At 39.9% G+C, this 22,675-nt stretch carries 9 protein-coding genes; 2 read left to right on the forward strand and 7 right to left on the reverse strand.

Features of this window, described 5'->3' with window-relative positions; translation table 11 throughout:
• The first annotated feature begins 152 nt into the window (after positions 1-152).
• Positions 153-845, forward strand: coding sequence for a hypothetical protein (locus W7W_RS21865; protein ID WP_010663011.1), 693 nt, complete (start codon positions 153-155; stop codon positions 843-845).
• A gap of 508 nt (positions 846-1,353) precedes the next feature.
• Here W7W_RS21865 and W7W_RS0106570 read toward each other — a convergent pair.
• The 7 genes from W7W_RS0106570 to W7W_RS0106605 all read right to left on the reverse strand — a co-directional run bounded on the left by W7W_RS0106570 (position 1,354) and on the right by W7W_RS0106605 (position 18,904).
• Positions 1,354-3,495 carry an endo-1,4-beta-xylanase gene (locus W7W_RS0106570; RefSeq protein ID WP_025006884.1) on the reverse strand — a complete coding sequence of 714 codons (2,142 nt, stop codon included), beginning with the start codon at positions 3,493-3,495 and terminating at the stop codon, positions 1,354-1,356.
• A 21-nt stretch (positions 3,496-3,516) separates the two neighbouring features.
• Positions 3,517-4,623 (reverse strand): DUF5627 domain-containing protein, encoded by a 1,107-nt coding sequence (locus W7W_RS0106575; RefSeq protein WP_025006883.1) that lies wholly within the window; start codon positions 4,621-4,623, stop codon positions 3,517-3,519.
• A gap of 29 nt (positions 4,624-4,652) precedes the next feature.
• On the reverse strand, positions 4,653-6,437 hold the full coding sequence (locus W7W_RS0106580) for a RagB/SusD family nutrient uptake outer membrane protein (protein WP_010663014.1): 1,785 nt from the start codon (positions 6,435-6,437) through the stop codon (positions 4,653-4,655).
• Between the two features lie 28 nt (positions 6,438-6,465).
• Positions 6,466-9,297: a SusC/RagA family TonB-linked outer membrane protein gene (locus tag W7W_RS0106585; RefSeq protein ID WP_010663015.1), complete on the reverse strand. Its 2,832-nt coding sequence runs from the start codon at positions 9,295-9,297 to the stop codon at positions 6,466-6,468.
• A gap of 27 nt (positions 9,298-9,324) precedes the next feature.
• The gene (locus W7W_RS0106590; protein ID WP_238532128.1) at positions 9,325-11,199 is read right to left on the reverse strand and encodes a RagB/SusD family nutrient uptake outer membrane protein; all 1,875 of its coding nucleotides are present in this window, start codon (positions 11,197-11,199) and stop codon (positions 9,325-9,327) included.
• A gap of 8 nt (positions 11,200-11,207) precedes the next feature.
• A complete protein-coding gene (locus W7W_RS0106595) occupies positions 11,208-14,378 on the reverse strand; it encodes a SusC/RagA family TonB-linked outer membrane protein (protein ID WP_010663017.1) in 3,171 nt (1,056 codons plus the stop codon).
• A 614-nt stretch (positions 14,379-14,992) separates the two neighbouring features.
• Positions 14,993-18,904, reverse strand: a complete 3,912-nt coding sequence (locus W7W_RS0106605) for a hybrid sensor histidine kinase/response regulator transcription factor (RefSeq protein ID WP_010663018.1) — start codon at positions 18,902-18,904, stop codon at positions 14,993-14,995.
• A gap of 617 nt (positions 18,905-19,521) precedes the next feature.
• Here W7W_RS0106605 and W7W_RS0106610 point away from each other — a divergent pair.
• Positions 19,522-22,656 carry a SusC/RagA family TonB-linked outer membrane protein gene (locus W7W_RS0106610; protein ID WP_010663019.1) on the forward strand — a complete coding sequence of 1,045 codons (3,135 nt, stop codon included), beginning with the start codon at positions 19,522-19,524 and terminating at the stop codon, positions 22,654-22,656.
• The last annotated feature ends 19 nt before the right edge of the window (positions 22,657-22,675 follow it).

Here is a 22,675-nt window from a genome sequence, read left to right on the forward strand (position 1 = left end):
GATATTTGTGATAAATGCCATATTATATCCAATTTTTAAAATGCAATATCCCAAATTGCAATTTAATCCGGTTTAAACACACTATTTTTATAGATAAAGCCTTATAAACAAACAACAAGAATACACTCTACAATCCAAAAACTCCATAAGTCATGAAAAAACAATCACTTACCTTTATTCTTTTTGCATTATCCATTACATCCTTCTGCCAATCCAATATTCCCCGGGATTTAAAATCCTTTACAGATCAATTTCGCTATGAGGAAATTAGAACCAACACTGAGAAAAGGGCAAACTATAATTTCATCAAAGGTTCTCCCTTTCTTAACAAAGAGTTTAGTGAGGGAGAAGTGACAATGAATGATTCAATCAAATTCCAAGCTGTGCCTCTTCGATACAACATACATTCCGACAAAATGGAATTCATGACTGAAAACAATCTAATCCTGGAGGTTGACAATACAACTGCCTCTTACATATTTAACCTAGGGGATAAGATTTTTGAAAACAAATCATACCATCAAAACAATCAAGAAAAAACAGGCATTCTGCAGCTATTGGTTGATGGAAAATTTAAATTATATAAGAAGTACACGGTAGATTTTGAGACCGCGACTGAAGCCAAAGGATTTCAGGAATCTGAACCCAATAGATTTGAAAGAAAAAAAGACCAATATTTGATATCCTTACCTAATAAGACACCTGAGTTGATAACCAGAAAAAAAGATGTGATTCGGGTTCTGGAGCCTGAAAAACCCGAGATTAAAAAATTCATCAAAGACGAAAAAATTAAAGCAAGATCAGAGGAAGACCTCATAAAACTGATCCAGCATTGTAACAAATAAAAAGACACCTGTGACATTTTTTCGGACCTGGTTTTATTATCACTAAAAAAGAGGCTATCTTTTTTGACGGCCCTCTCCCTTGCACTTCACAACAGATTCAAATTCCTATCTACCAGTCTATAGAAAGATTCTCAACAGTCTGCCGGTCTGCATGAATATAAGGTATAACATCATTCCGGGATGTCCGTTTTAGAAGAACAATTTCCATCTACAATTGAACGATAATAGAGATTATCCCCAATTCCTGTCTGCATTCCATAAAACTAGGATAGCGTTCCCTACCATAAACGAATCTTTGGGATTATAGCAAAAGCTCACATTCCAACTAATAATACAGTTCGAATTTACATGAAGAACCTCCTGATTGTGTCAGGTGGGAATCTATCTCACTTATTACGATGCGAGCAATAAGAGAAAAATAAAAGAATAACAATAAAAAACTCCTCCCGGGAAAATCCGGGAGGAGCAAATGAATAGTTATTCAACTCTATGGCTATGAAAGAGAGACCTACTCACTATCAACAAAATCCTCACCAGCAAGCCCATCAGCAAAACCAGCATAGGTATGTTTTCGATAATCAAAGTTCAATGTCCAAAGACCAATAGGCTCATTTCTTCGCCAGGTATTTTCCACATCCGGACTGTCGGTAGGACTCCAATGAGCAATACCATATTGCTGACTGGCAGGAATAATTTCGAAATACTTTTGAATAATGAAATTATAGAAAGTTGCCATAGCTTTATACTGCTCAATGGTGACTTTTCCTGTGCTCAAAGCTTCACCGCTTTCGTCAACAATCCCCATATCCAGTTCAGTAATTTTTATCAACTTACCGGTTGCAGCCAATAACTCAAGCATCTTCACAATATGCTCTTCTTTACTGGATTGAGTTTCCGGATTTAAGTGATAGGAAACATGCATTTGAGTTCCTATTCCATCAATAACCGTGACTCCATCTAATTCCCATTGCTCAATCCAATGAATTAAACTTTTCAACTTTTGGTTATCATCCCAATCAGACTCCAAGTTGTAATCATTGATAAACAATTTAAGATTCTCTGGCCCATGTTCGCGAGCCAGTTCAACTGCAACACGCACAAAATTATCTCCCAGATAATCCTGCCAGTAGAAATTGTTTTCGGGATCACCATTTTCAGCAGATTGAAGATCGTAGAAACCGTCTCCATCGTTATCAACCCCTGAAATCGGTTCATTTACCACATCCCATGCCGTAACATAACCATCAGTAGCTTCCATCATTCCGGCAATCCAATTATCCAATGCAAAAGTCAACGTATCTGCCTTTTCTTCATCGGTTAAAGGAATTTTATTCATTGACTCTTCATAGTAAAGCTTAAGGTCATCGATATAAATCGTACCTGCAAAATCACCATAACTAAACAAGAAACGAGAAGCCGCATCACTTGTAACGGTTGTTTGAACAGTTACTTCTTTCCACTCTGTAGTAAAACTTACCGGACTAAAATCACCGCCGGAAGAATAATCAGAAGGGTTTTGAAAACCAGGTCGCACCTGTCCATCGGTACTACCTTTGATTTTCAAGTTCAGAAAATAAGTTTCTCCTTCAATCAAAGGTTCAGGAAAATCAATAGCTGCCTGGGCTGCCCAGAAGTCAGTTACAGAAGGGTTGGTCATTACCAACTCTTCATTGATTACTTCACGGGTGGATCCATTACCCCAACCACCAATAGGTTCTCCATCTGAGAAATCACTCTCATAAATGTATCTTGGAACTTTAACAGCTGGAGCTTCCTGATGCGCCACTTTCACCCATTCTATTTCATAAGTTCCCACATAATTTCCTGATTGCAGCATAACAAAACTATTTTCAACAAGACCATTAAATTCTGCGGTCACTTCATTCCATTCCTCAGATATGGGGATCTTTGTATCTGCAGTATTCCCCCAAGTCCCTAAGGCCATCGTAATTTCACCAGGAGTAGAACCTTTAATACGTATGGTAACCTGATGCCTGGCACCAACTATTGTCGGGATTCCATCGGCAACATGATATTGTACGTCGTAAAAATTAGGCTGAGCTTCGGTATTGGTAACAACCAAAACTCCGTTCTCAACAACAGGTTGAACAGGTCCACCAACCCAACCTGTAAATGGATCTGTAGAATAATCTTTCATTCCATCAACTACCTCAACAGTTGCATTCGGATCAACGTCAAGTTCCTGATCTGCAATGATGTCTTCAAGATATTCTTTATTCTGCTGGGCATGCCAAACTAAAGTGTGTCCATATATCTCTGTTTCTGCATTCCTGGCAGCAGAAACGAACTGAACGACCTGGGAAAAATCCATCGAACCATCTTCCTTAACCACTGAGTTATATTTCATAGCATTGCCAGCAGTCAGTTCATCGAAGTTTGAATTCATCACCCTGTAAACAAGGCCTTGTTTATTATATTCACTCACAGTCACCCCGGCACCAAGTTTAAAATCGGGATGTGCACTTCTGTCCACATAGGTTTTTAGAGCATCATAGTCATTTAAATACTCTCCCTGTTGAATAGATTCAGGCTTTGCCACATCAAATTCAAGTCTTGAATCATCAACACAAGAGCTGACCAGCGCCAACAACATGATGTTCATCCCTAAAACATTGATTTTATGTCTCATAATCATATCTTTTTAAGCAAATTAATTCTTTAATGCAGGGGTAAACCATTCAGGCTTTACACCCCTGTCTCGAACTACAAGAGTATCAACCGTACTATATGAAACTTCTTGAATATGATTCGGCTGACCCGATACTGGATATTGAATCTCTACCTCGTAACTTACATTATAGTCAAGATACAATGCATCTCTATCCTCATTACCCCAGCTTTCTTGCTCACCATCCTTAACGAACTCTCCATTACCAGAAGCAACCCCGTTTAAAACCCTAACAGTGTCGTTCACTTGATAAGTTGTTTCAAAAGGTAAAACAGTAACGGTTTCTTCTTCATCAAAAGACAACTTTAATTTAAAATTCAAATCATGACCATCCTTACTGACATAATTCATCGGAAACTGAACAGCGTTTAACGACAGGGTACTCAAATTCACCACCTCATCTTTTTCTACATATTCATTATGCCTAACGTTAGTTTCCGCTACTCCATCCTTTGTTATCGCATCAACCCCTCTTCTCAGGTAGCTCGCATCATAAGGATTGATATACTTAATTGCGTAGAGTATATAGTCCTTGGGTTGCACATCCCAATCAGATGAAACGGCACGCTTGGGATTTTCCACAAGCGGATTCCCCGAAAGAATCGTGTCGGCATTGGCCACATCATTCATCCTTACCGGAATCACATAATTTACTCCAAGAGATTTCGGATCATTGAAGAAAGCATCTGTCAGCTGAACAGTAACTCCACCCAATATGCTTCCCTTTTCAATTACTATCTTGTCAGAAGAGAGAGAATAGTAATCAGAAGGCATTGGAACAACATCCTCTCCCGTTTCTTCAAAAACAAGATTGTCACATAGAGAATTATCCACACTAATATCTATTTCCACATCCTTCTCATTGGAATAAACCCCTCCCATGGTTGCCATTATCTGGCATTTATATTCATTATCGAGAGAGGTATCGAACACATCTTCACCAAGAACGATGGTTCGAACCGGGCTCTGATAAGCAAAATATACAGAAGAATATTCGTAATCGGGAAATTCCCATTCTCCATTCTCACATGAAGTTATCAATCCGGTTACGAGTACCGTCATTAGCGTTATATAAAATATTCTTTTCATGTTATTCTATTTAATAATTGAAACACGTTTTACCATCCTTCATTTTGAATCAAATTATCGAATTTAACTACCTCAGAGTTAGGAATAGGCCCGTAGTACATATAATCCTGATAAGCACGTTGCTCAACTTCTGGCAGAATATTGTATTCTCCACCAACAATTTGCATTCCTTTAGCAGGCTCTGTGATATCCTTTTTCCAGCGACGTAGATCCCAGAAACGGAAACCTTCGAAACAAAGCTCCAAACGTCGCTCATTATAAATAAGTTCACGCATCACATCCTTATTATTACTTGCAGATTCCAGATATTCGTCAGTAGAATTGACTCCAATACCTGCTCTTTGACGGATCGCTTTGATCACATCGTAGGCAGAGTAGGAATTGGGGCCAGTACCTTTAGGACCCCATGCCTCATTGGCTGCTTCCGCATATCCAAGGAAAATCTCGGTATAACGAATAAACGACTTATAATGATAAGACGGAGTTTCAGAATCGGGGTTTGCATTTACATCCTGATTCAGGTGCTTTTTCATATAGTAACCGGTGCGGGTAGAAGTAACATCTTTGTTAAGAGCGTTGTTATCCTCCCCGTCAGCTGCCGTAATAATTTCGGTGTTACCTGGTCCTGCTGTACTACCATTGTAAATAATGTACATGGCAAGTCGTGGATCTCTGTTATTGTACGGATTATTTGGATCATAACCGCTATTAGGATCGGTGATTGGTAACCCGTTAGCCATTGGAAAAGCATCAACCAGGTTCTGTGTAGGATTCAAGCGCCCGCTTCCAAACAATGTAGGTGGATAATGATCCTGTTCCAGCGTCACATTTTCCTCTTTGTTTCCGCGCCAAAGTATCTCTTTGGGATTTTCACCTGCGGCAAGTTGCTCGATAGCCTGACCATCCGCATACCATTTATTTCCATCCGGGTCAATCTCAGCAATGGGGTTTGCCCCCAGTCCACTCAAAGCTTCAGCCATCATATTGGCGGCTTCTTCCCATGTGACATTAGATCCTTCACTGTATGCAGGACTTGCAGCAAGCAATGCTGCCTGCGCACGCACAGCTTTGGCAATTTGAGCATTCATACGGTTTTTAGCATTATCCCCAAAAACACGGGTATATTGACCAGATGTAATCCCCAATGTCTGATACTTCTCAGGGACCTGATTGTCGCTACTTATAGCACCATAATTCTCAGGTAGAAGCATAATAGCCGAATCCACATCAGCATAAAGCTGATTTATACATTCCTGGAATGTATTGCGTGGTACATTAAAATCAGAATTCAGGTCTTCCGACTCTGTAATAATAGGGATCCCCAGCAACTGACCATTAGCCCATCCTGCATGATTGAGCAACAGATGATACATATAAAGAGCCCGCATCCCAAAAGCATCTCCCTTCATCCGGTCTTTGAACATATCTGCTACCAATTGATCATCAGCCCAGTCAACCTCATCAGCAATATCAATGAACTGATTCAGGTATTGCCATGATGCACGCAAATATTGCCACTCTCCCATTGGATTGGTGTTTGCAGTCCAGGATCCGGTAGCCATTAAACGATACCCGTTGTTAGGATCATTTGACACGGCATCATCGGTTGCCACATCGTTAAAAGACCAGGATCCTAAGGGATTACTAATATACGCATGCCCCAATAGTCCGGTAGCCCATGCAGGCATGTTTTTCAAGTCACTGCTGTCTTTGTGGTTTTCAATAGCAGGCTCAAATGTGTCCTCACATCCGGTATAGACAAATAAGAGCATAAAAACCATTACAATGGTTGATATTTTATTTCTATTCTTCATAGTTGAATATTTTTATCGCATGAAATCTTTAAAATGTTCCTTTCACGCCAATGTTAAAAAAGCGTGTCTGGGGTGCACTTCCTACATTCATTTCAAGGTGTTCGCGCTCTTTGGAAATAGTCAGCAAATTGTAACCACTAACATAGAAACTGGCACCCTGGATAAAAGAATCTTGAAAGACAGATTCAGAAAGATCGTAAGTTAACTGTACCTGCGACAGATTCACCCGATCAGTATCATACATCCAGAAATCTGAGTTACGGAAATTATTAGCACCGCTGCCAGTGGTGAGCCGAGGATAAGTAGCAGTTGCTTTGGTCACTTCTGTCCAACGGTTGCGCACAATCTCTGAATATTTATCATCGCCACTTACCCAATAATAGGAACTATTCTTCATACCTTTCCCGCCAAAAAAACCATCAGCCATAGCAAAAAGAGTAAAGTTACGCCACTTGGCTGTAAAGTTTAATCCTAAGCGCAGAGGGGTGTCCCAACGTCCCAGATAAACTTCATCTTTTACATCAATAACTCCATCACCGTTCTGATCCTTATATTTAATATCACCAGGTAGTGTTTCTCCAAATTGTTGCTCCGGAGAATTAGCGAGATCCTCTGCATCATTGAAAAAACCGAGATTTTCCAGGCCCCACAATGAATTTACCGGACGGCCAATTCTGGATCGATAATCATACTGAAAGTTTTCATCTCGTTGTGCAGCTTCCGTCTCATAATAAGTTCCGGTAACCCCTAAGGTCAAATCCACTTCACTGATTTTCTTATTCAGATACATACTAAAGTCAAACCCGGTACGATCGTCAATGTTGTAATTTATAAGAGGGATAATAGAAGAAGTAGGATACCCAACCTGAGTAAAGTAAACAGGATATTCAGAATAAGCCCTTGCCAGAGCGCCATCCATTTTACCCATAAAGTAATTAAAGTTAAATGTCAGCAAATGATCCAGGAGTGCTCCACGAAGTCCCACGTTCAATTCCTTTCTTTTTACAAAAGTCATTTCCGGGTTATTACCACGTTGAAATTCGGTTGCGGCCTCACCTCCCAGATCTGCCCATGAATACCATCCTCCTCTTTGCAGAACAGTTTTATAGAGATAGTATTCATTTTCAGGATTATCAGGATCCACAATATCCATATCATGATTTATAATACCACCAGAAACGGTCAGCATCAGATCATCAAAAACACTGTTATCGAAGAAACTCTCGTTCACAGGGCGCCATCCCAATGTCACTGTTGGTGAAAAGCCAAGTCGGTTGCCCTCTGGCAGTTTGGTAGAATATGGCAGAGCAGCACTGAAATCAAGGTAATACTTATGCTGATAGTTATAGGAGGCCTGTAGTCCAAGGTTAACATTCGTTAATCTGTGATACTGACCACTTATTTGTCTTTGCCAGATGTTCCCTACAATCATTCCGAAAACATTATGGTCTCCATTAAAGGTGTGACTATAATCAAATTGACTTGACACATTATAGGTATAACGATAAGACGAATTGCTCACCACTTCATTGGTAGCTTTTTTATCATCACCATATTTTACCACTCTGGAGATCAGGTCTTCTCCTGAATAATTGGTCCATTTAGGCTCGAAAGTAGCATATTCATTAGTAAAGCTCTTGCTGTAAGTCGAGGCGTAGTCAATTCCATATTTGGTACGCATATGTAACCCTTCAAGTAAAGATTTTAAATCCAAATCAAAACGAGTATTGAATTGAAACTGGCGACTTACAAAATTATCATTCCCTGCTGCATAAGCATCTGATACAGGGTTAGTAGTACTCAGCTGACTAGCACCAAGAAAATACTTGCCATCAATTAAATAATTACTGGTATTAATGGTATTCCAGGAAGGAATATCATTTTCCTCAAGGTAATCAACAGGAATCAATGGAGCTACACGATCCGGTCGAAGAGTTGCTGCAGAGCCCCACCAGTCAGTCTGAGCATTGTAAGCATTATAAAAGGTAGCGTTTGCATCCGCCTGCACCTTAAGAAACTCAGCAACATCAATGTCTATATTTCCTCGAACGAAAAACCGATTCGTATAGTTTTCCTCGGTATTCCCAACCTTCAGCAATGAGCCTTCCCTTGCATAACCGGTGGAGGTATAATACTTTACCCTCTCATTACCACCAGTAATCTCAGCAATTGCCTCCGTGGTATTGAAAAAGTCATCAAGATATTCAGATGAATACATATCCAAATCAGGATAGCGATAAGGATTATTTCCGGTAGAAGTCCAGTATATATCCTCAATGCTGTGAATAGGATCGTTTCCGTCATTCACGCTTGCCTCATTATGAAGACTCATATACTCAGCCGCTCCAAGATACTTTGGATACGCTTTTGGAACATGAATTCCGGTATTCGCACGGATTTGAACTTTAGGCTCACCTATTTCACCTCTTTTAGTGGTAATCTGTATCACACCTTTCGCAGCACGACTACCATATAAAACTACCGCCGAGGGCCCCTTAAGAATACTGACTTGATCAATTTCGGTAGGCAAAACATTGTTGGCATCGCGTACCATTCCGTCAACAACAACTAACATATCGTTCATACCCCAGATATTGCCATTTACCCCACCGATCAGGTTTCCGACAAAAGCAAGACTGGTAGAAGTATAAGCTTTTTCTGTCATCTTGTCCACATCAATGAAAGAAACACCTCCCAACAAATCATTTTCGTCAACAGACCGAAATGCGACCTTTACTTTTTTTTGTAAAGTATCTTTCTCCAATGTCAGTTCATCTGTGTCTCCCAACTGGGCAGAGGCCTGTAGTCCATTGAAAAGAAAAACTAGACCAATTGCGAGACCAATATATAAATATTTCATTTTAGTCTTTTTTAGATTATCAATTTATTACCAACCAGGATTTTGATAAAACTCCGGATAAATGCTGACATCCTCTGTTTTTAATGGAAGCCAGTAATGTTTATTGGAAAGATTACGTGTAGTAATAATCTCTTCATCCCAATTCATGACAGCATTTTCCTTCGGATCCAGGTCTGTATCAAGAGGCTCCGCACGATCAAATTCTTGTCTGGTTTTAATATTATAAGGATGTTCAGTAAGCAAAAGCCAGCGACGGAGATCATTGAATCGATGTCCCTCAAATGCAAGTTCCACAGCTCGTTCACGAATTAATTCATCCATAAAACCTTCCAGTGAAGAAGTATATTTATCAGCTACCGGATCTACTCCGGCACGTTCACGAATACTGTTCAATGCCTCAACAGCATTCTTTGAAAAACTGGAGGCTTTTCCCTGTGGCGAACCATAGCCCTGAGCAGCTGCTTCGGCGTACATTAAATAAACATCGGCCAAACGCAACCATGTTAGATGAAAATGTGCAGAGTAACTATATCCGTATGTATTATCCCAGATATTCGCACCAAGTGGAATAAACTTGTAGTTCAAATATCCTGTACGACTCGTTGTTCGAGGGTCATTGACATAGTTACCACCTGTATGAAGATTAGCGTACCTCCACTCTTCATCATCAGGATTGGTTATAGTCCCTGATACAACTTTTACTCCGTCATAGATAATATCATGGTAAAAACGTGGATCCCTGTCTTTCCATGGGTGGGTTTCATCAAAGCCGGATTCCTCATCATCAAGAGGCATTCCATTTGCCATCCCATAATAATTTACATAGTTAGCAGCAGGTGTCAGCACAATACCGTCTCCACTTGCCATTGGAGATGGCTGATATGAGTTCATCTGTCTCCAGTACGAATCAGGTCCGTAAGTTGGACTTCGAATAATCGCTTCTGACCCACCTGGCATCAACCAGTTCTTTTGAAGGGTATAGAATAACGAAGAGTAGTCTTCAAAATCAACCAGCGCATATTGCGTTTGTCCATTTTCGACCATACTCAACACCTGTCCTAATGCATCAGCAGCTTTTTTGCACATCTCTGCGTCATAGGTTCGGGGGCCATTAATGCCGTTAGTCATTAGTGGGCTACCGGCATATAAATATGTTTTTCCAAGCATAGAGAGGGCCCAAATTTTGTTTGCGCGCAGTTCATTATTATTTAATGTTCTTGCTCCAACATCCGTATTATCCCAATCAATTGGCAAAAGTTCTGCAGCTCTTTGAAAATCAGCAGCCATCTTTTCTGCATTTTCCCGATAGGTTTCACGGGGCAGAGTAAGCGCCTCATCACTTGGAAGTACTGTTTCGATGTATGGAAGACCGCCCCAATACTGCGTGAGCTGGAAATAGAACCAACCACGCATAAAGTATAATTGCCCCTCAATGAGGTCTCTTTCTTCCTGCGTCGCATCGATTAACTTTCCTTCAGCAAGCGCCTCAAGACCCATATTAGCTACACGAATGCCGTACCAGGAACCACCCCAGATAGCTTTTTGAAATCTGTCACCTTCAGGACTCCAGTCACGATCAAGAAAACTGTCCCCTTTACCAATATAGTCGCGATAATTACCTCCATCAATACTGAAACCCATCAGATACTCACCATTCCCGATGGTTATGACCTCGTCTTCCCCCCAATTGAATGAGCTCACCCAATTGTGCTTAGCCAGATCCGGAGTAATATGGTACATCCTTTCTACAAACCCCTGAAAATTTCTGAAATTTTTGTAGGCATCATCGGATGAAATAACCGATTCAGGAGCCTTGTCCAGATAATCTTCGCATGCAGTAAAACTCAAAAGAAATGCTACTGCTGTTGCGTATAAATAATAAATAAATTTTGTCTTCATCATGTATTTGATTATAATGAAATTCTCACTCCAAAATTAAAACGTCTTTGCGTCGGATAGGCAGTATTACCGCCTGTGTTGGACTCCCGGTCATCCGGCATATCTGTCCATAAAAACAAGTTGTTACCGTTTGCAAACACCTTCATACTGGTTAGCCCTACCTTTTCAACCCATGGCTGTTTATCAAAAGTATAGGAAACTTCAGCATATTTTAGACGAATATATGATCCGTCATAAAGATATCGGGTACCTGGTGTATATCCACTGGGCAGTGTTCCCCACCTTGGCAGTGGTACATCAGCATCAGTGTTATCCTTTGACCAGTAGCTTCCTTCTTCAAAAGCCGTATTTTTAATTCCCCCTAAGCTTTGGAGACCAACATATCGTGTCACGTTATTTACTCCATAAAACTGTACAAAACAGCTCCATCCTTTATAATCAACTCCAATCTGAGTGTTTACTGTATTTTCTGGAACACCGGTAAATCCATATGGAACCTGGTCAAATGAAGAAATAATTCCATCGGCATCGTAATCGAGAATCATATAGTTTCCCGGAAGACGGGCGTCATCCTTCTCATCATGCGCAGTTGACCCATAAAGTTCATCCCAGGTATTGTAATAACCATAATCAACATGAGCAGTGGTCTGATCAATCGGCTTACCGGCATCCTTTTGGTACTCGGGGAGCAACTCAGGATCATCAGCTTCAATCACTTCGCTGTTTGCATGGGTGTAAACTGCATTACCCCACAAACGCCAGTCAGGATTAAGCACTTTATTCCATCGAAGTTCAATTTCATAACCACTTGTTTCAACTTCTCCCAGGTTGGCAGTAGGTGCTGTAGTACCATAATAAGATGGTACGGCCCGCCTGTCCCCCTGTAGAAGTATATCTGTTCTTTTTTCCGTAAAATAATCGGCTGTACCTGAGATGAGACCACCAAACAATGCAAATTCAGCGGCAATGTCCATTTTTGTTGCCATTTCCCAATGTACATTTGGATTCCCAACTTGTGCTTGATAGAACCATTCGTAAGGGCTTTTTGCAGGATCGATTCCAGTCAGTGCCTGATTAAGTGCACCGCCATTTTCCCAAGTGTCCATATATAGCCATCTGCGGTCAACGTTGTCATCTCCGATTTGGCCATAAGACCCTCTGAATTTAAGCATATCAAGCCATTGCAAATTGAGGTTTTTTACAAAGGGTTCTTCAGAGAACATCCAACCGACTGCCCCGGATTGGAAGAAGCCAAACCGATATTCCGGAGAGAACTTTGCTGAACCATTGTAAGCCCCGTTATACTCCAGCATATAACGCTGTGCATAGTCATACGTAGCTCGATAGACCCAGTTTTCACGAAAGAAGGACAACTCACTTCCGGTGGCGAATTCTTCACGACCAAAGTTACCCATTGCACCAACGGAATGTTCTCCAAAAGTGTTGCTGTAATTTAACTGAAAAGAATAGTCTAACCTACGATAGGTTTCATCGTTATTAACTTCCCCTGCCGTTGTAGTCCAGGCAATATTATTCTGGTAATCAAATTTATTATTTCCGTCAACGGTAACATCTGTGTAAACTTTTCCTGTTTCCGGATCGATCCATTTATGAGCATTATCTTCCCAGTCATCACGATCGTTAATTCCCCGGTTTACCTCCTGGAAACTATTATCAAATACAAGCTTTCCGTGAACACTAAGGCCATCAAGAAGGAAGTCTAAGTCCTGCTTTAACGTAAAGTCAGTATTGAGACGATCATTTGTAGTATGCCCAACACCATTCACGCTAAGGTCTTCCATCGAGTTAGTCGTAGCCTGAGATGGATTGGGATGATAGTATCCAAACGAGCCATCACTGTATTTGGGTATAAACATATCTGGTGCAATCCCATAGAAAGCAGCCCATACAAGGTTCTCATATTCAAAAAAGTTGGTTCCCTTGGTTACGGCATGCGATCCGGAGAGGTTCACGGTCAATGTAGTTGATTTCGTTAGTGAAAAATCCAAATTGCTTCGAACATTCACGCGATTGTAACCAAACCCTGTGTCATAACCCCGGTTATTGTCAAAACTCTTGTAAATATCTCCTTCATAGGTATAATCAAGACTTGTAAAATATTTTACAAAAGGAGTACCACCAGATACATTGACATTACCATTATAGGAGGTAGCCACGTCTTTCAACATGGCATCAACCCAATCAACATTAGGATAGCGTTCAGACTCTTGCAGATTTGCGGGCCACCGATACTTATCGATAACATTCTGAGGTTGGTAGTTAATCCATTGGTCAGGTGCATAACCAAGTTCGTTTGTGATAACCCGGTTGCGAAGCGTCAATGCATCGTAGGAATCCATCAACTCTGGTAACTTAGAATATGTTTTCAGAGTAGTGCTTAAGTTAACATTAACATTGGCTTTCCCTTCTTTTCCTCTTTTGGTAGTAATCAAAATCACTCCGTTTGCACCACGCACACCGTAAACAGCAGTAGCTGAGGCATCTTTTAATACCGAAATGTTTTCTACTGAATTGATATCAATCCCACTCATCGGTCTTTCTACTCCATCAACCAATACCAGAGGTTCACTATTATTCCAGGTGCTCACGCCCCGGATAACAATATCAGGATCCTCTTCACCAGGTTTTCCTGAAGTAGCCATTGTAACTACACCAGGGAGATTACCTGTGAGTGCCTGCCCCAAACTGGTTACACCTCCAGTACGTTCAAGTGTTTTGCTGTCAGCCTGAACGATAGAACCTACTACACTGGCTTTTTTCTGTTGTCCGTATCCCACTACCACAACATCTTCAAGGGCTATAGATTCACTTTCCAAGACAACATCTACCTGTGAACGATTACTTACATTAATTTCCTGTGCTTTCATCCCTATAAATGAAACCACCAAAGTGTTGGCATCAGCAGGAATGTTGATAGAAAAATTACCGTTCATATCGGTAATACTTCCGTATGAGGTACTTCCTTTAACCACCACAGTAGCTCCCGGAATTGGTTCCATGTTTTCATCAGTAACCACTCCATTTACTGTTTTCATATTCTGAGCAGTCACACCTATACTCAGGAATAATAACACCAGAATCAAAACCTCCTTAAGGCGAAAATTAAGCCTTCTCCAGGAAAGAGGAATTGTCTGATAAAAACTACTTTCTCTTTTTTTCATTGTAATTTTGGTTTATTTTCATTTACAATTTAGTTCTTCAAACTTACCTGTCTCATTCTGTTCTGATATAACCGAATACAGATTTCAGATTCCAGTACAAATAATCATCAGGTTGATAATCAAATCTGCTTTGCTTTTTCATGGTCTCATTTTTATAGTTAAACTTTCTATAATTTTATTTTAATTGTTTCCTTTCTCAACAACCACCCCTCCTTGGTTAACATTTCGAAACACTTTACAACAAAAGTAAGATACACTATTGTTACACCGTTTAAATTTTGGACATACAATTTTAAATTACAGATAAAAATCACTAACACCTCTTTATGAGCACCTTAAGGCGAGGGAGACAGAAGAATTATTTTTCGAAGACGCGCAGGGAAGGAAGAGGTTTTAACATCAAATCTGAGCTTTAACTTTCAGACACACTAATACCCTTAAGTACTGACTTAATGAGTGTTAAACCCAATACAAATACTCAAAAACTAAAAACAACAGGAAAAAGAATCTATTAAGAAATGAGAAAACAATTATCAACAAAAGTAAACAATAGCTTTCCTAAAGCTGAAGTTTCATGAATTACTATAATGATATGTTCACACGTCAGGAAAAACCTACTTGGATCCCAGGAAATCAGTCGGCGATTTTTTATAGTAATTCTTAAAGACCGTACTAAAATAAGAAACACTGGCAAAACCGCATTTTTCGCTAACCTCTGTAACTGAGTAATCTCCGGCTCTTAAAAGTTCCTGTGAATGATGCAGCCTTACAGTCCGGATAAAGTCAGAGGGTGACTGATCTGTAAGAGATTTCATTTTTTTGTAAAGCAAAGAGGAGCTAACATTTAATTCACTTGCGAATTCAGACTTCCCAAATTTAGAGTTGGAGATATTCGATTTTACCACTTCATAAGCCTTTTTAACAAACAGATCATTTAACTCATTCTCTGTCAGAGGAGCGTTCCGGTTAGCATCAATCAATTTCAGAGCTTTGTCACGGACAACCTTCCGATTGATAAGAATCGACTTAATTCTTCCCAATAACAGGGTCATGTCAAAAGGCTTTGTAAGATAAGCATCCGCACCAAGACCAAGCCCCTGAAGTTCAAGAGATTTTCCGGAATACGCAGTTAACAAAATTACGGGAATATGAGACGTTTCATAGGTACTCTTAATCCTTTTGCACAATTCAAATCCATCCATCTCCGGCATCATAATATCAGAAACCACCATATCAGGAATTTTGTCCAGAGCCAAATCAAAAGCCTCTTTTCCGTTACCTGCCATCGAAACATTAAACGAATCCCGCAAAGAAACATAAAGAAAATCTCTCAATTTATCATTATCCTCCACGACCAAAATAGTCATTTTGCCCACTAAGTTTCCACTTTCATTCTCTTTTGGAGAAGATGTTTCGTTTACATTAGCTTCAGAAATAAAAGGAGCGCCCGACTCTGAGGTTCCATTTTCAGAATCCTTCTCCACCAGACGAAGCGGAATTTCAACAGCAAAAGTTGACCCCATATTCTCTTTGCTATCGAAAAACACACGTCCACCATGCATCTCCACATAGTTCTTTACCATAACCAACCCTATTCCAGAGCCTACTACTTCGGAATTAACAGCATTTTCACTCCGGTAAAATTCCTTAAACAACTGACGTTGACCTTTTACACTTATACCAATTCCTTCATCAGTAACTTCGAGTAACCAGTGCTTTTTACTGCGTTGAAGGTTTATTTTCACACTCCCACCATCGTGAGAATATTTTATGGCATTGGAAAGTAAATTGTCAATTACCTTCTCCATCATTCCATTATCAATTGCAGTAAGAAATCCTTTCTCTTTGGCATCAAATGAGAGGGTAACGTTCTTTTGCCTGGCAAAAGACTCAAACATTACAATCCTTTGTTCAACAAAAGTGGCTACATCAACCATGCTAAGTTTCAATTGGGCCTTTCCTTTATCAACCTTCTGAAAATCCAGCAATTGGGTAGCTACATTTAAAAGCCCCTGAATCTGTTCTTTTGCAAGTGTAAGATAGTAAGTTCCTTTTGGGGAAAGTCCCGGTTCCTTTTCTATCTCCTCAACAGGACCACTAATTAATGTTAATGAAGTTCGTAGCTCATGAGCTGTATTTGAAAAGAAACGAATTTTCTCTTCAGAATGCAATTGTTGAATTAAATTAATATGATAACGAAAGAAGAAGTAAAACACCCCTACTATCAATAAAATCAACAAAATATAAAACCACCAGGCTCTCCAAAAAGGAGGTTTTATGACAATGGTCAGGCTGCGCTCATCAATAATCTGAGACAGGGAACTATCCAGCATTCTGATTTTCAACTCATATTCTCCTCCGGGCAGATTGGCAAATGTCAGCATACGGTTTGATGCCGGCAAACTCCAGTCCTCGTCCATTCCTCCCAACTTCCATGATATCCTGGACTGGGGGTCTGATACACCTACCGGCAACAACTCAAACGTGAGTGTGTTACGGTAGTGAGCGAGAACAATTTCGTTCAAATTATCCACAGGCATCTCTAAGTCAAAAACCGCACTATCCCTGATTGTTCTTCCGGAAATAATAATATCCTGAATAAAGATTTCTCCAACCACCTCCTGTACTTCCAACTTTTCAGGTTTAAACATCAGGCCTCCCTGATTCGTTCCGAGCAACAATTCTCCACTTGATAATACAATACCTGCATCCTGATTAAAGGAAGCATTTGAAAGGGATAAAACCGAAGAGAAAGTAGATATTTTCCCCGTTTCTGTTGAGAACCGACACAACCCGCTTTCTGTTCCAAGCCAGTAAAATTCGTTAACCCGCGTAATACTATTTACAAAATTACTTGACAATCCGTCACTTACTGTGAATTCATTAACTTCACGGGTGTCAAGATTATAATTCACCATGCCCCCGCCACTGGTAGCGCACCAAACCACTTCGTTGTCTATCAAAAAATCATGAATAATAAATCCGTCAAGTAAAACTTCTATACCTCCTTCTTCGGTATCCAATAACACCAACCCATATGAACACCCCAGTAAAATCTGATTTTCAGAAATTTGCTCCAACATATAAACAGGATGAGAACCAAATTTCTTAAGTTCTGTAGTCTCAAGATCATAACGAACCACTTCTTCAACAACCCCGCCAATCCATAAATCACCACTTTTATCATCTGTTATATCGAAAATAAAATCGCCAACATGTTCGTTTTGAAAGGATTTATCGTCAAATTTCATAATTTCATTTCCGGTCTCCCTGTCAAAAACAAAAATACCTGAACCCCAAGTCCCTGCCCACATTCTCCCCCGGCTATCTTCAAAAATGGAAAGAAATACCCTTGCCTCACCACTGGTATTCTCGAAAAAAGTGCTCCAATTATCCTGATTTATATCCCATCTACTGATGCCATTATTTGTGGCAAACCAAATATTATTCTCACTATCCTCATAAACATCATTCACCACATTGTTTACAAGAGAATTAGAATTGTTAATTTGATGTTTTATCTCTTTCACAGCACGGGCTGTTTGTTCATAAAAGGAAACTCCCCCGCTATAAGTACAGATCCAGACTCTATTCTGCCGGTCAAGAAATATGTCATAAACACCGTTCCCTGCCAGTGAATTTTGATCATCCACATCTTCTCTGTAAACATTCAGCACTTCTGTTCCTCTTTTATTCAACTCCCAAACACCCTGACCATCGAAGCCTAACAACATTGTACTATCCGTATTGGCTTCAATAGCCAACACCGGTTGATTGGGAAAATTATTTACTTTAACAGTCAGAAGCCGGTCAAAACGAATATCATACAAAAAAGTATCACCCGAATTCGTCCCAATCCATAAGCGCCCTGTTTCTTTGTCAAAATAGAGCATCGACATTTGCATAGATTCCCGGCCTTCAAAAGTGTGCAAAGGCTCTATTTGTCCTGATTTTGCCTCTACAATGTGAAGACTACCGGAGCGGCCCAGGAAGAAGAATTCCTTGTCATACCATTCAATAAAGTGTTCCTCCTGATCAGCTTCACTCAATAATTCCAATTCTTTGTTCCCGAAATATTTATACAATCCAAATGTGGTTGCGATAAAAAAGGTCCCGCCATCATCAATAAGAATGTTATTTACAACTAAATAATTGTTATCTAACAAGCTGCGCATATCCAATATCAGATCAAAACGGTCAAATAAAGGATCATATTGAAAAAACTGACCATTGTTAGTGTAGGCATACAAATTGGAGTTTTTGTACAACAGGTCCACACTAATTACATTAGGAGTAACATAAGGTAATAGATATTGTCTCTTATCCTCCTCTGTGAACCTGTAAACACCGGCCTTCGAAGAAACCCAGACAAACCCCTTTTCATCCTCACATACCGAATTGGCTCCCCTTATAGAGATATCATAGATATCATTAACATTATAAAAGACTTTATTTTGGGAAATGGCGGCAAATCCCACTCCCTGCAAAAAAAAGATTAGATTGGTTATTAATAATATTCTATGCATTTGTTTCTCTCTCATCGGTAATAAATTCTCTGTAATATAAAAATTTCATACTTCCCTCAATGTTATTACAGCGATTGATAACTTCAAAAGTATTTAATTCTGTTTAAATCATCAATAAAATTTAAAAGTATTTTTTACCTTTCATCTAACCTAACCCAATTTTACAACACCTTTTTATAGAGTCTTACCCGTTACTTCCAATAACCCTCTCATTAACATTCTTATTAAGGTCTCAAAATTATAGATTTCAGCTATGAGAATTTCGAATTCAGATGCGGGAAATATTTATTAACAAAAAAAAACAATACAACTCCTCCCTACCCTCAATATGTACTTCATTTTCGAGCTCTCGATAATATAAGGAAAAGATATACAGACAATGTCAACCGGTAAAAGTAAAATATCTCTATACACAACAATCATGTCTGAATTCCATAATAGAAAATTAAAGTATAGGTTACTTTTGATTAATGTTTTTTTTGATTTGTTGATGTTTTTTGACTACTGCTTGACAAAACCAATTTACTCAACCTTAGAATCACTTCACAAAGCACAATCAGCCATAAAGCTCTTCAAATCAAATATTTTGTCTAACTAATTCTTTAAACCTGAAGTTTATGAAGAAAATGAAGTATTTGAAAAAAGAAGCATTAACTTTTGTTGTCTTCTTTTTATGTTTTAGTGTCAGCATACTGGCACAAAATGTCAGGATTACCGGAACAGTTAATGACAACACCGGACAACCCCTCCCGGGAGTGAATATCATTGTTGAAGGAACATCCACAGGTACTATTACCGATGTTGATGGTAATTATTCACTTGAAGCTCCCTCGGATGGTGCACTTGTATTCAATTTTATTGGTTTTGCATCTCAAACTGTACCTATTGATGGAAGAAGTGAAATCGATGTTGTTTTGGAACAATCCGATATCAGTCTGTCAGAGGTTGTTGTTGTAGGTTACGGTACACAAAAAAGAGAGAATTTAACCGGAGCAGTAACTGATATAAGGGCCGAACGGATGGAAAACAAACCGGTTAGCAGTCTTACATCGGCACTTCAGGGCGAGGCAGCAGGTGTTTCCATCGTAAATAGTGGAGGCCCAGGTCAGGAACCCGTTATCCAAATAAGGGGAGTAGGTTCCGTCAATTTGTCATCCGCACCTTTATATGTGGTTGATGGAATGCCGGTGGGAAGCATTGAAGGTCTGGACCCTAATTCCATACAATCAGTTTCGATTCTAAAAGACGCATCATCAGCAGCCATTTATGGTTCTCGTGCTGCCAATGGTGTACTGCTCATCACCACAAAAAAAGGAAATCGTGGTGGAGAAATAACCATTAATATAGATGCATCTACAGGAACACAACAAATGTGGAAAACCCTGGATTTGATGAACAGGGAACAATACATGGATTTTGCCACAGAATACCTGACTAACGCCGGATCTGATTTGCCCGCAAGGTTTTCCAACATGAATGCCCCCATTTATCCTGGAGCATCGCAGACTTTTGCCGAAACAGATACCGACTGGCAGGATGAATTGTTTCGCAGCGCACCTATTTCGAAAGTCAACGTTGATCTGACGGGGGGAACGGAAAAATTCCGGTTTTTTACCTCTTACGGTTTCATTGACCAGGAAGGAATCATGGTAGGTACCGATTACCAACGGCATAGTACCACATTCAATGCCGAATTCAAGATAAATGATTTTCTGACCATTGGAGAAAATGTTACCGGATCTTACGGCATAAGAAACAATGAAAAAGAATCAGGTGGTCGGACTATGATAAAACACATTGTCAACCAGATTCCATACATCCCCGCTAGTGTTCCGGTAGGAACCGAGGGTTACGAGCATGGATATCGCACAACAGCCCAAGTTGATGACACTGACCCAGAAAACCCGTTAAGGATAGCAGAACAGGATAAAGACATCTACAAAAGGGCTAATATTATCGGTAATGCTTTTGCCGAACTATCTTTTACTGATTGGTTAAAGTTTAAGTCTGTTTTCGGGATGGAGTACACCAGTGACCAGACAATTATTGACAGTCCCAAATATAAAGATGACTACAATGAAAGAGTGAATCATGAACTGGAAGACAACCGCTTTAAGTTCTATTCACGAATTTACACAAATCAACTGACCTTTGATAAGAGCTTTAATCAGCATGAAATCAACGCAGTTGCAGTTGTTGAAGAACAGATAACAACAGGAAGCAGACTCATAGGCAGAGGAGAGCACGAAACCAACCTCCTAAATCAACTGGATGGCACAATAAATCAATCGGTTGCAGGAAATCTTAATGAAACAACGCTTATTTCCTACACAGGAAGGGTAAACTACTCTTTTGCAGACAAATATTTGCTGAGTGCTTCTTTCCGTCGGGATGGTTCATCAAAATTTGCACCGGGAAACAAATGGGGAAACTTCCCCGGGGCTTCCATAGGATGGGTGGTAAGCAAAGAAAGCTTTATGCAGGATATTGATTTAATATCAAACCTAAAACTCCGGGCAAGCTATGGAAAGGTTGGAAATAATGCCCTTGGAGCATACGACTGGCAATCTACAATTAACCAAAATACCTGGGCGGTTTTCAATAGCAATGCAGAAAGTAATCCTGGCGCATACTATGGAACACTTCCAAATGAAGATTTGGAGTGGGAGATTACCACAATGCAAAACTTTGGTTTTGATTTATCCCTGTTGAATTATTCAGTCACATTTTCTGCCGAATACTTCAAAAGAGAGGTTGACAATCTGCTTTTACAAAAGAACCTGCCTGCATCACTCGGATACATCGATAATCCATGGACCAATGTAGGTGCAATGGAGAACTCGGGACTGGAACTAAGTGCCGGTTATCATAAACGCGCCGGTGAATTTCAATTCTCAGTGACGGCCAACCTTGGAACCATAAACAATGAAGTAACTGACCTGGACGGGAAAGTGTATGACCAGGTAGCAGTTACAGGAGACTATGGCGGAGGCACCATTACCCGGACGCAAGAGGGAGAACCGGTTCAGGGATTTTACGGTTACAAAGTTGACGGCATTTTTCAGTCGCAAAGTGAGATTAATGCATTAAATCAAACGGCATTACAGCAGTTTAATCAGGGAAATGTCACTAAACAAGTTTACCAAAACGAAGGAACATCTCCTGGAGATATCAAATTTAAGGATTTGGATGGCAACGGGGTTATTAACGAAGATGACCGTACTGTCATCGGAAATTTTTTGCCTGATTTCAGTTATGGATTAAATTTCTCAGGATCATACAAGAATTTTGATATTTCGATGCAGGTACAGGGTGTATATGGCAATGATATATACAGCGGAACAAAGGTTCTGACCCAGGGTATGATGCGATTGTTCAACTCAGATGTAGCCGTTTTGGATGCATGGACTCCCTCAAATACAAACACCCACATCCCACGTGCGGTAAATGCTGACCCCAATAACAATGCCCGTACATCAGACAGGTTCATCGAAGACGGATCGTATATGAGAATTAAGAATCTAACCATTGGCTATAATTTTTCCGACAATTTATTGTCCGGCATATCCGGTAACTCTATCAAGGGACTTAAGCTTTATGTTACAGCACAGAACCTCCTGACCTTAACCGATTATTATGGTTATGATCCGGAAATTGCACACCGTGGTGATAATAATATGCTGAATGGTGCCGACTTTGGACAATATCCCCAACCACGCACATTCCTTTTTGGAGTTAAGGCAACTTTTTAATGATAAAATGAACACAAAA

The organism is Marinilabilia salmonicolor JCM 21150, assembly GCF_000259075.1.
Taxonomy (GTDB): Bacteria; Bacteroidota; Bacteroidia; order Bacteroidales; family Marinilabiliaceae; genus Marinilabilia; species Marinilabilia salmonicolor.

Bases quoted from the DNA above. Each gene is read 5' to 3' on its own strand.
- W7W_RS0106570 (WP_025006884.1), bottom strand. From the start codon at position 3,495: ATGAGACATAAAATCAATGTTTTAGGGATGAACATCATGTTGTTGGCG.
- W7W_RS0106580 (WP_010663014.1), bottom strand. From the start codon at position 6,437: ATGAAGAATAGAAATAAAATATCAACCATTGTAATGGTTTTTATGCTC.
- W7W_RS0106605 (WP_010663018.1), bottom strand. From the start codon at position 18,904: ATGCATAGAATATTATTAATAACCAATCTAATCTTTTTTTTGCAGGGA.
- W7W_RS21865 (WP_010663011.1), top strand. From the start codon at position 153: ATGAAAAAACAATCACTTACCTTTATTCTTTTTGCATTATCCATTACA.
- W7W_RS0106610 (WP_010663019.1), top strand. From the start codon at position 19,522: ATGAAGAAAATGAAGTATTTGAAAAAAGAAGCATTAACTTTTGTTGTC.
- W7W_RS0106590 (WP_238532128.1), bottom strand. From the start codon at position 11,199: ATGATGAAGACAAAATTTATTTATTATTTATACGCAACAGCAGTAGCA.
- W7W_RS0106575 (WP_025006883.1), bottom strand. From the start codon at position 4,623: ATGAAAAGAATATTTTATATAACGCTAATGACGGTACTCGTAACCGGA.
- W7W_RS0106585 (WP_010663015.1), bottom strand. From the start codon at position 9,297: ATGAAATATTTATATATTGGTCTCGCAATTGGTCTAGTTTTTCTTTTC.
- W7W_RS0106595 (WP_010663017.1), bottom strand. From the start codon at position 14,378: ATGAAAAAAAGAGAAAGTAGTTTTTATCAGACAATTCCTCTTTCCTGG.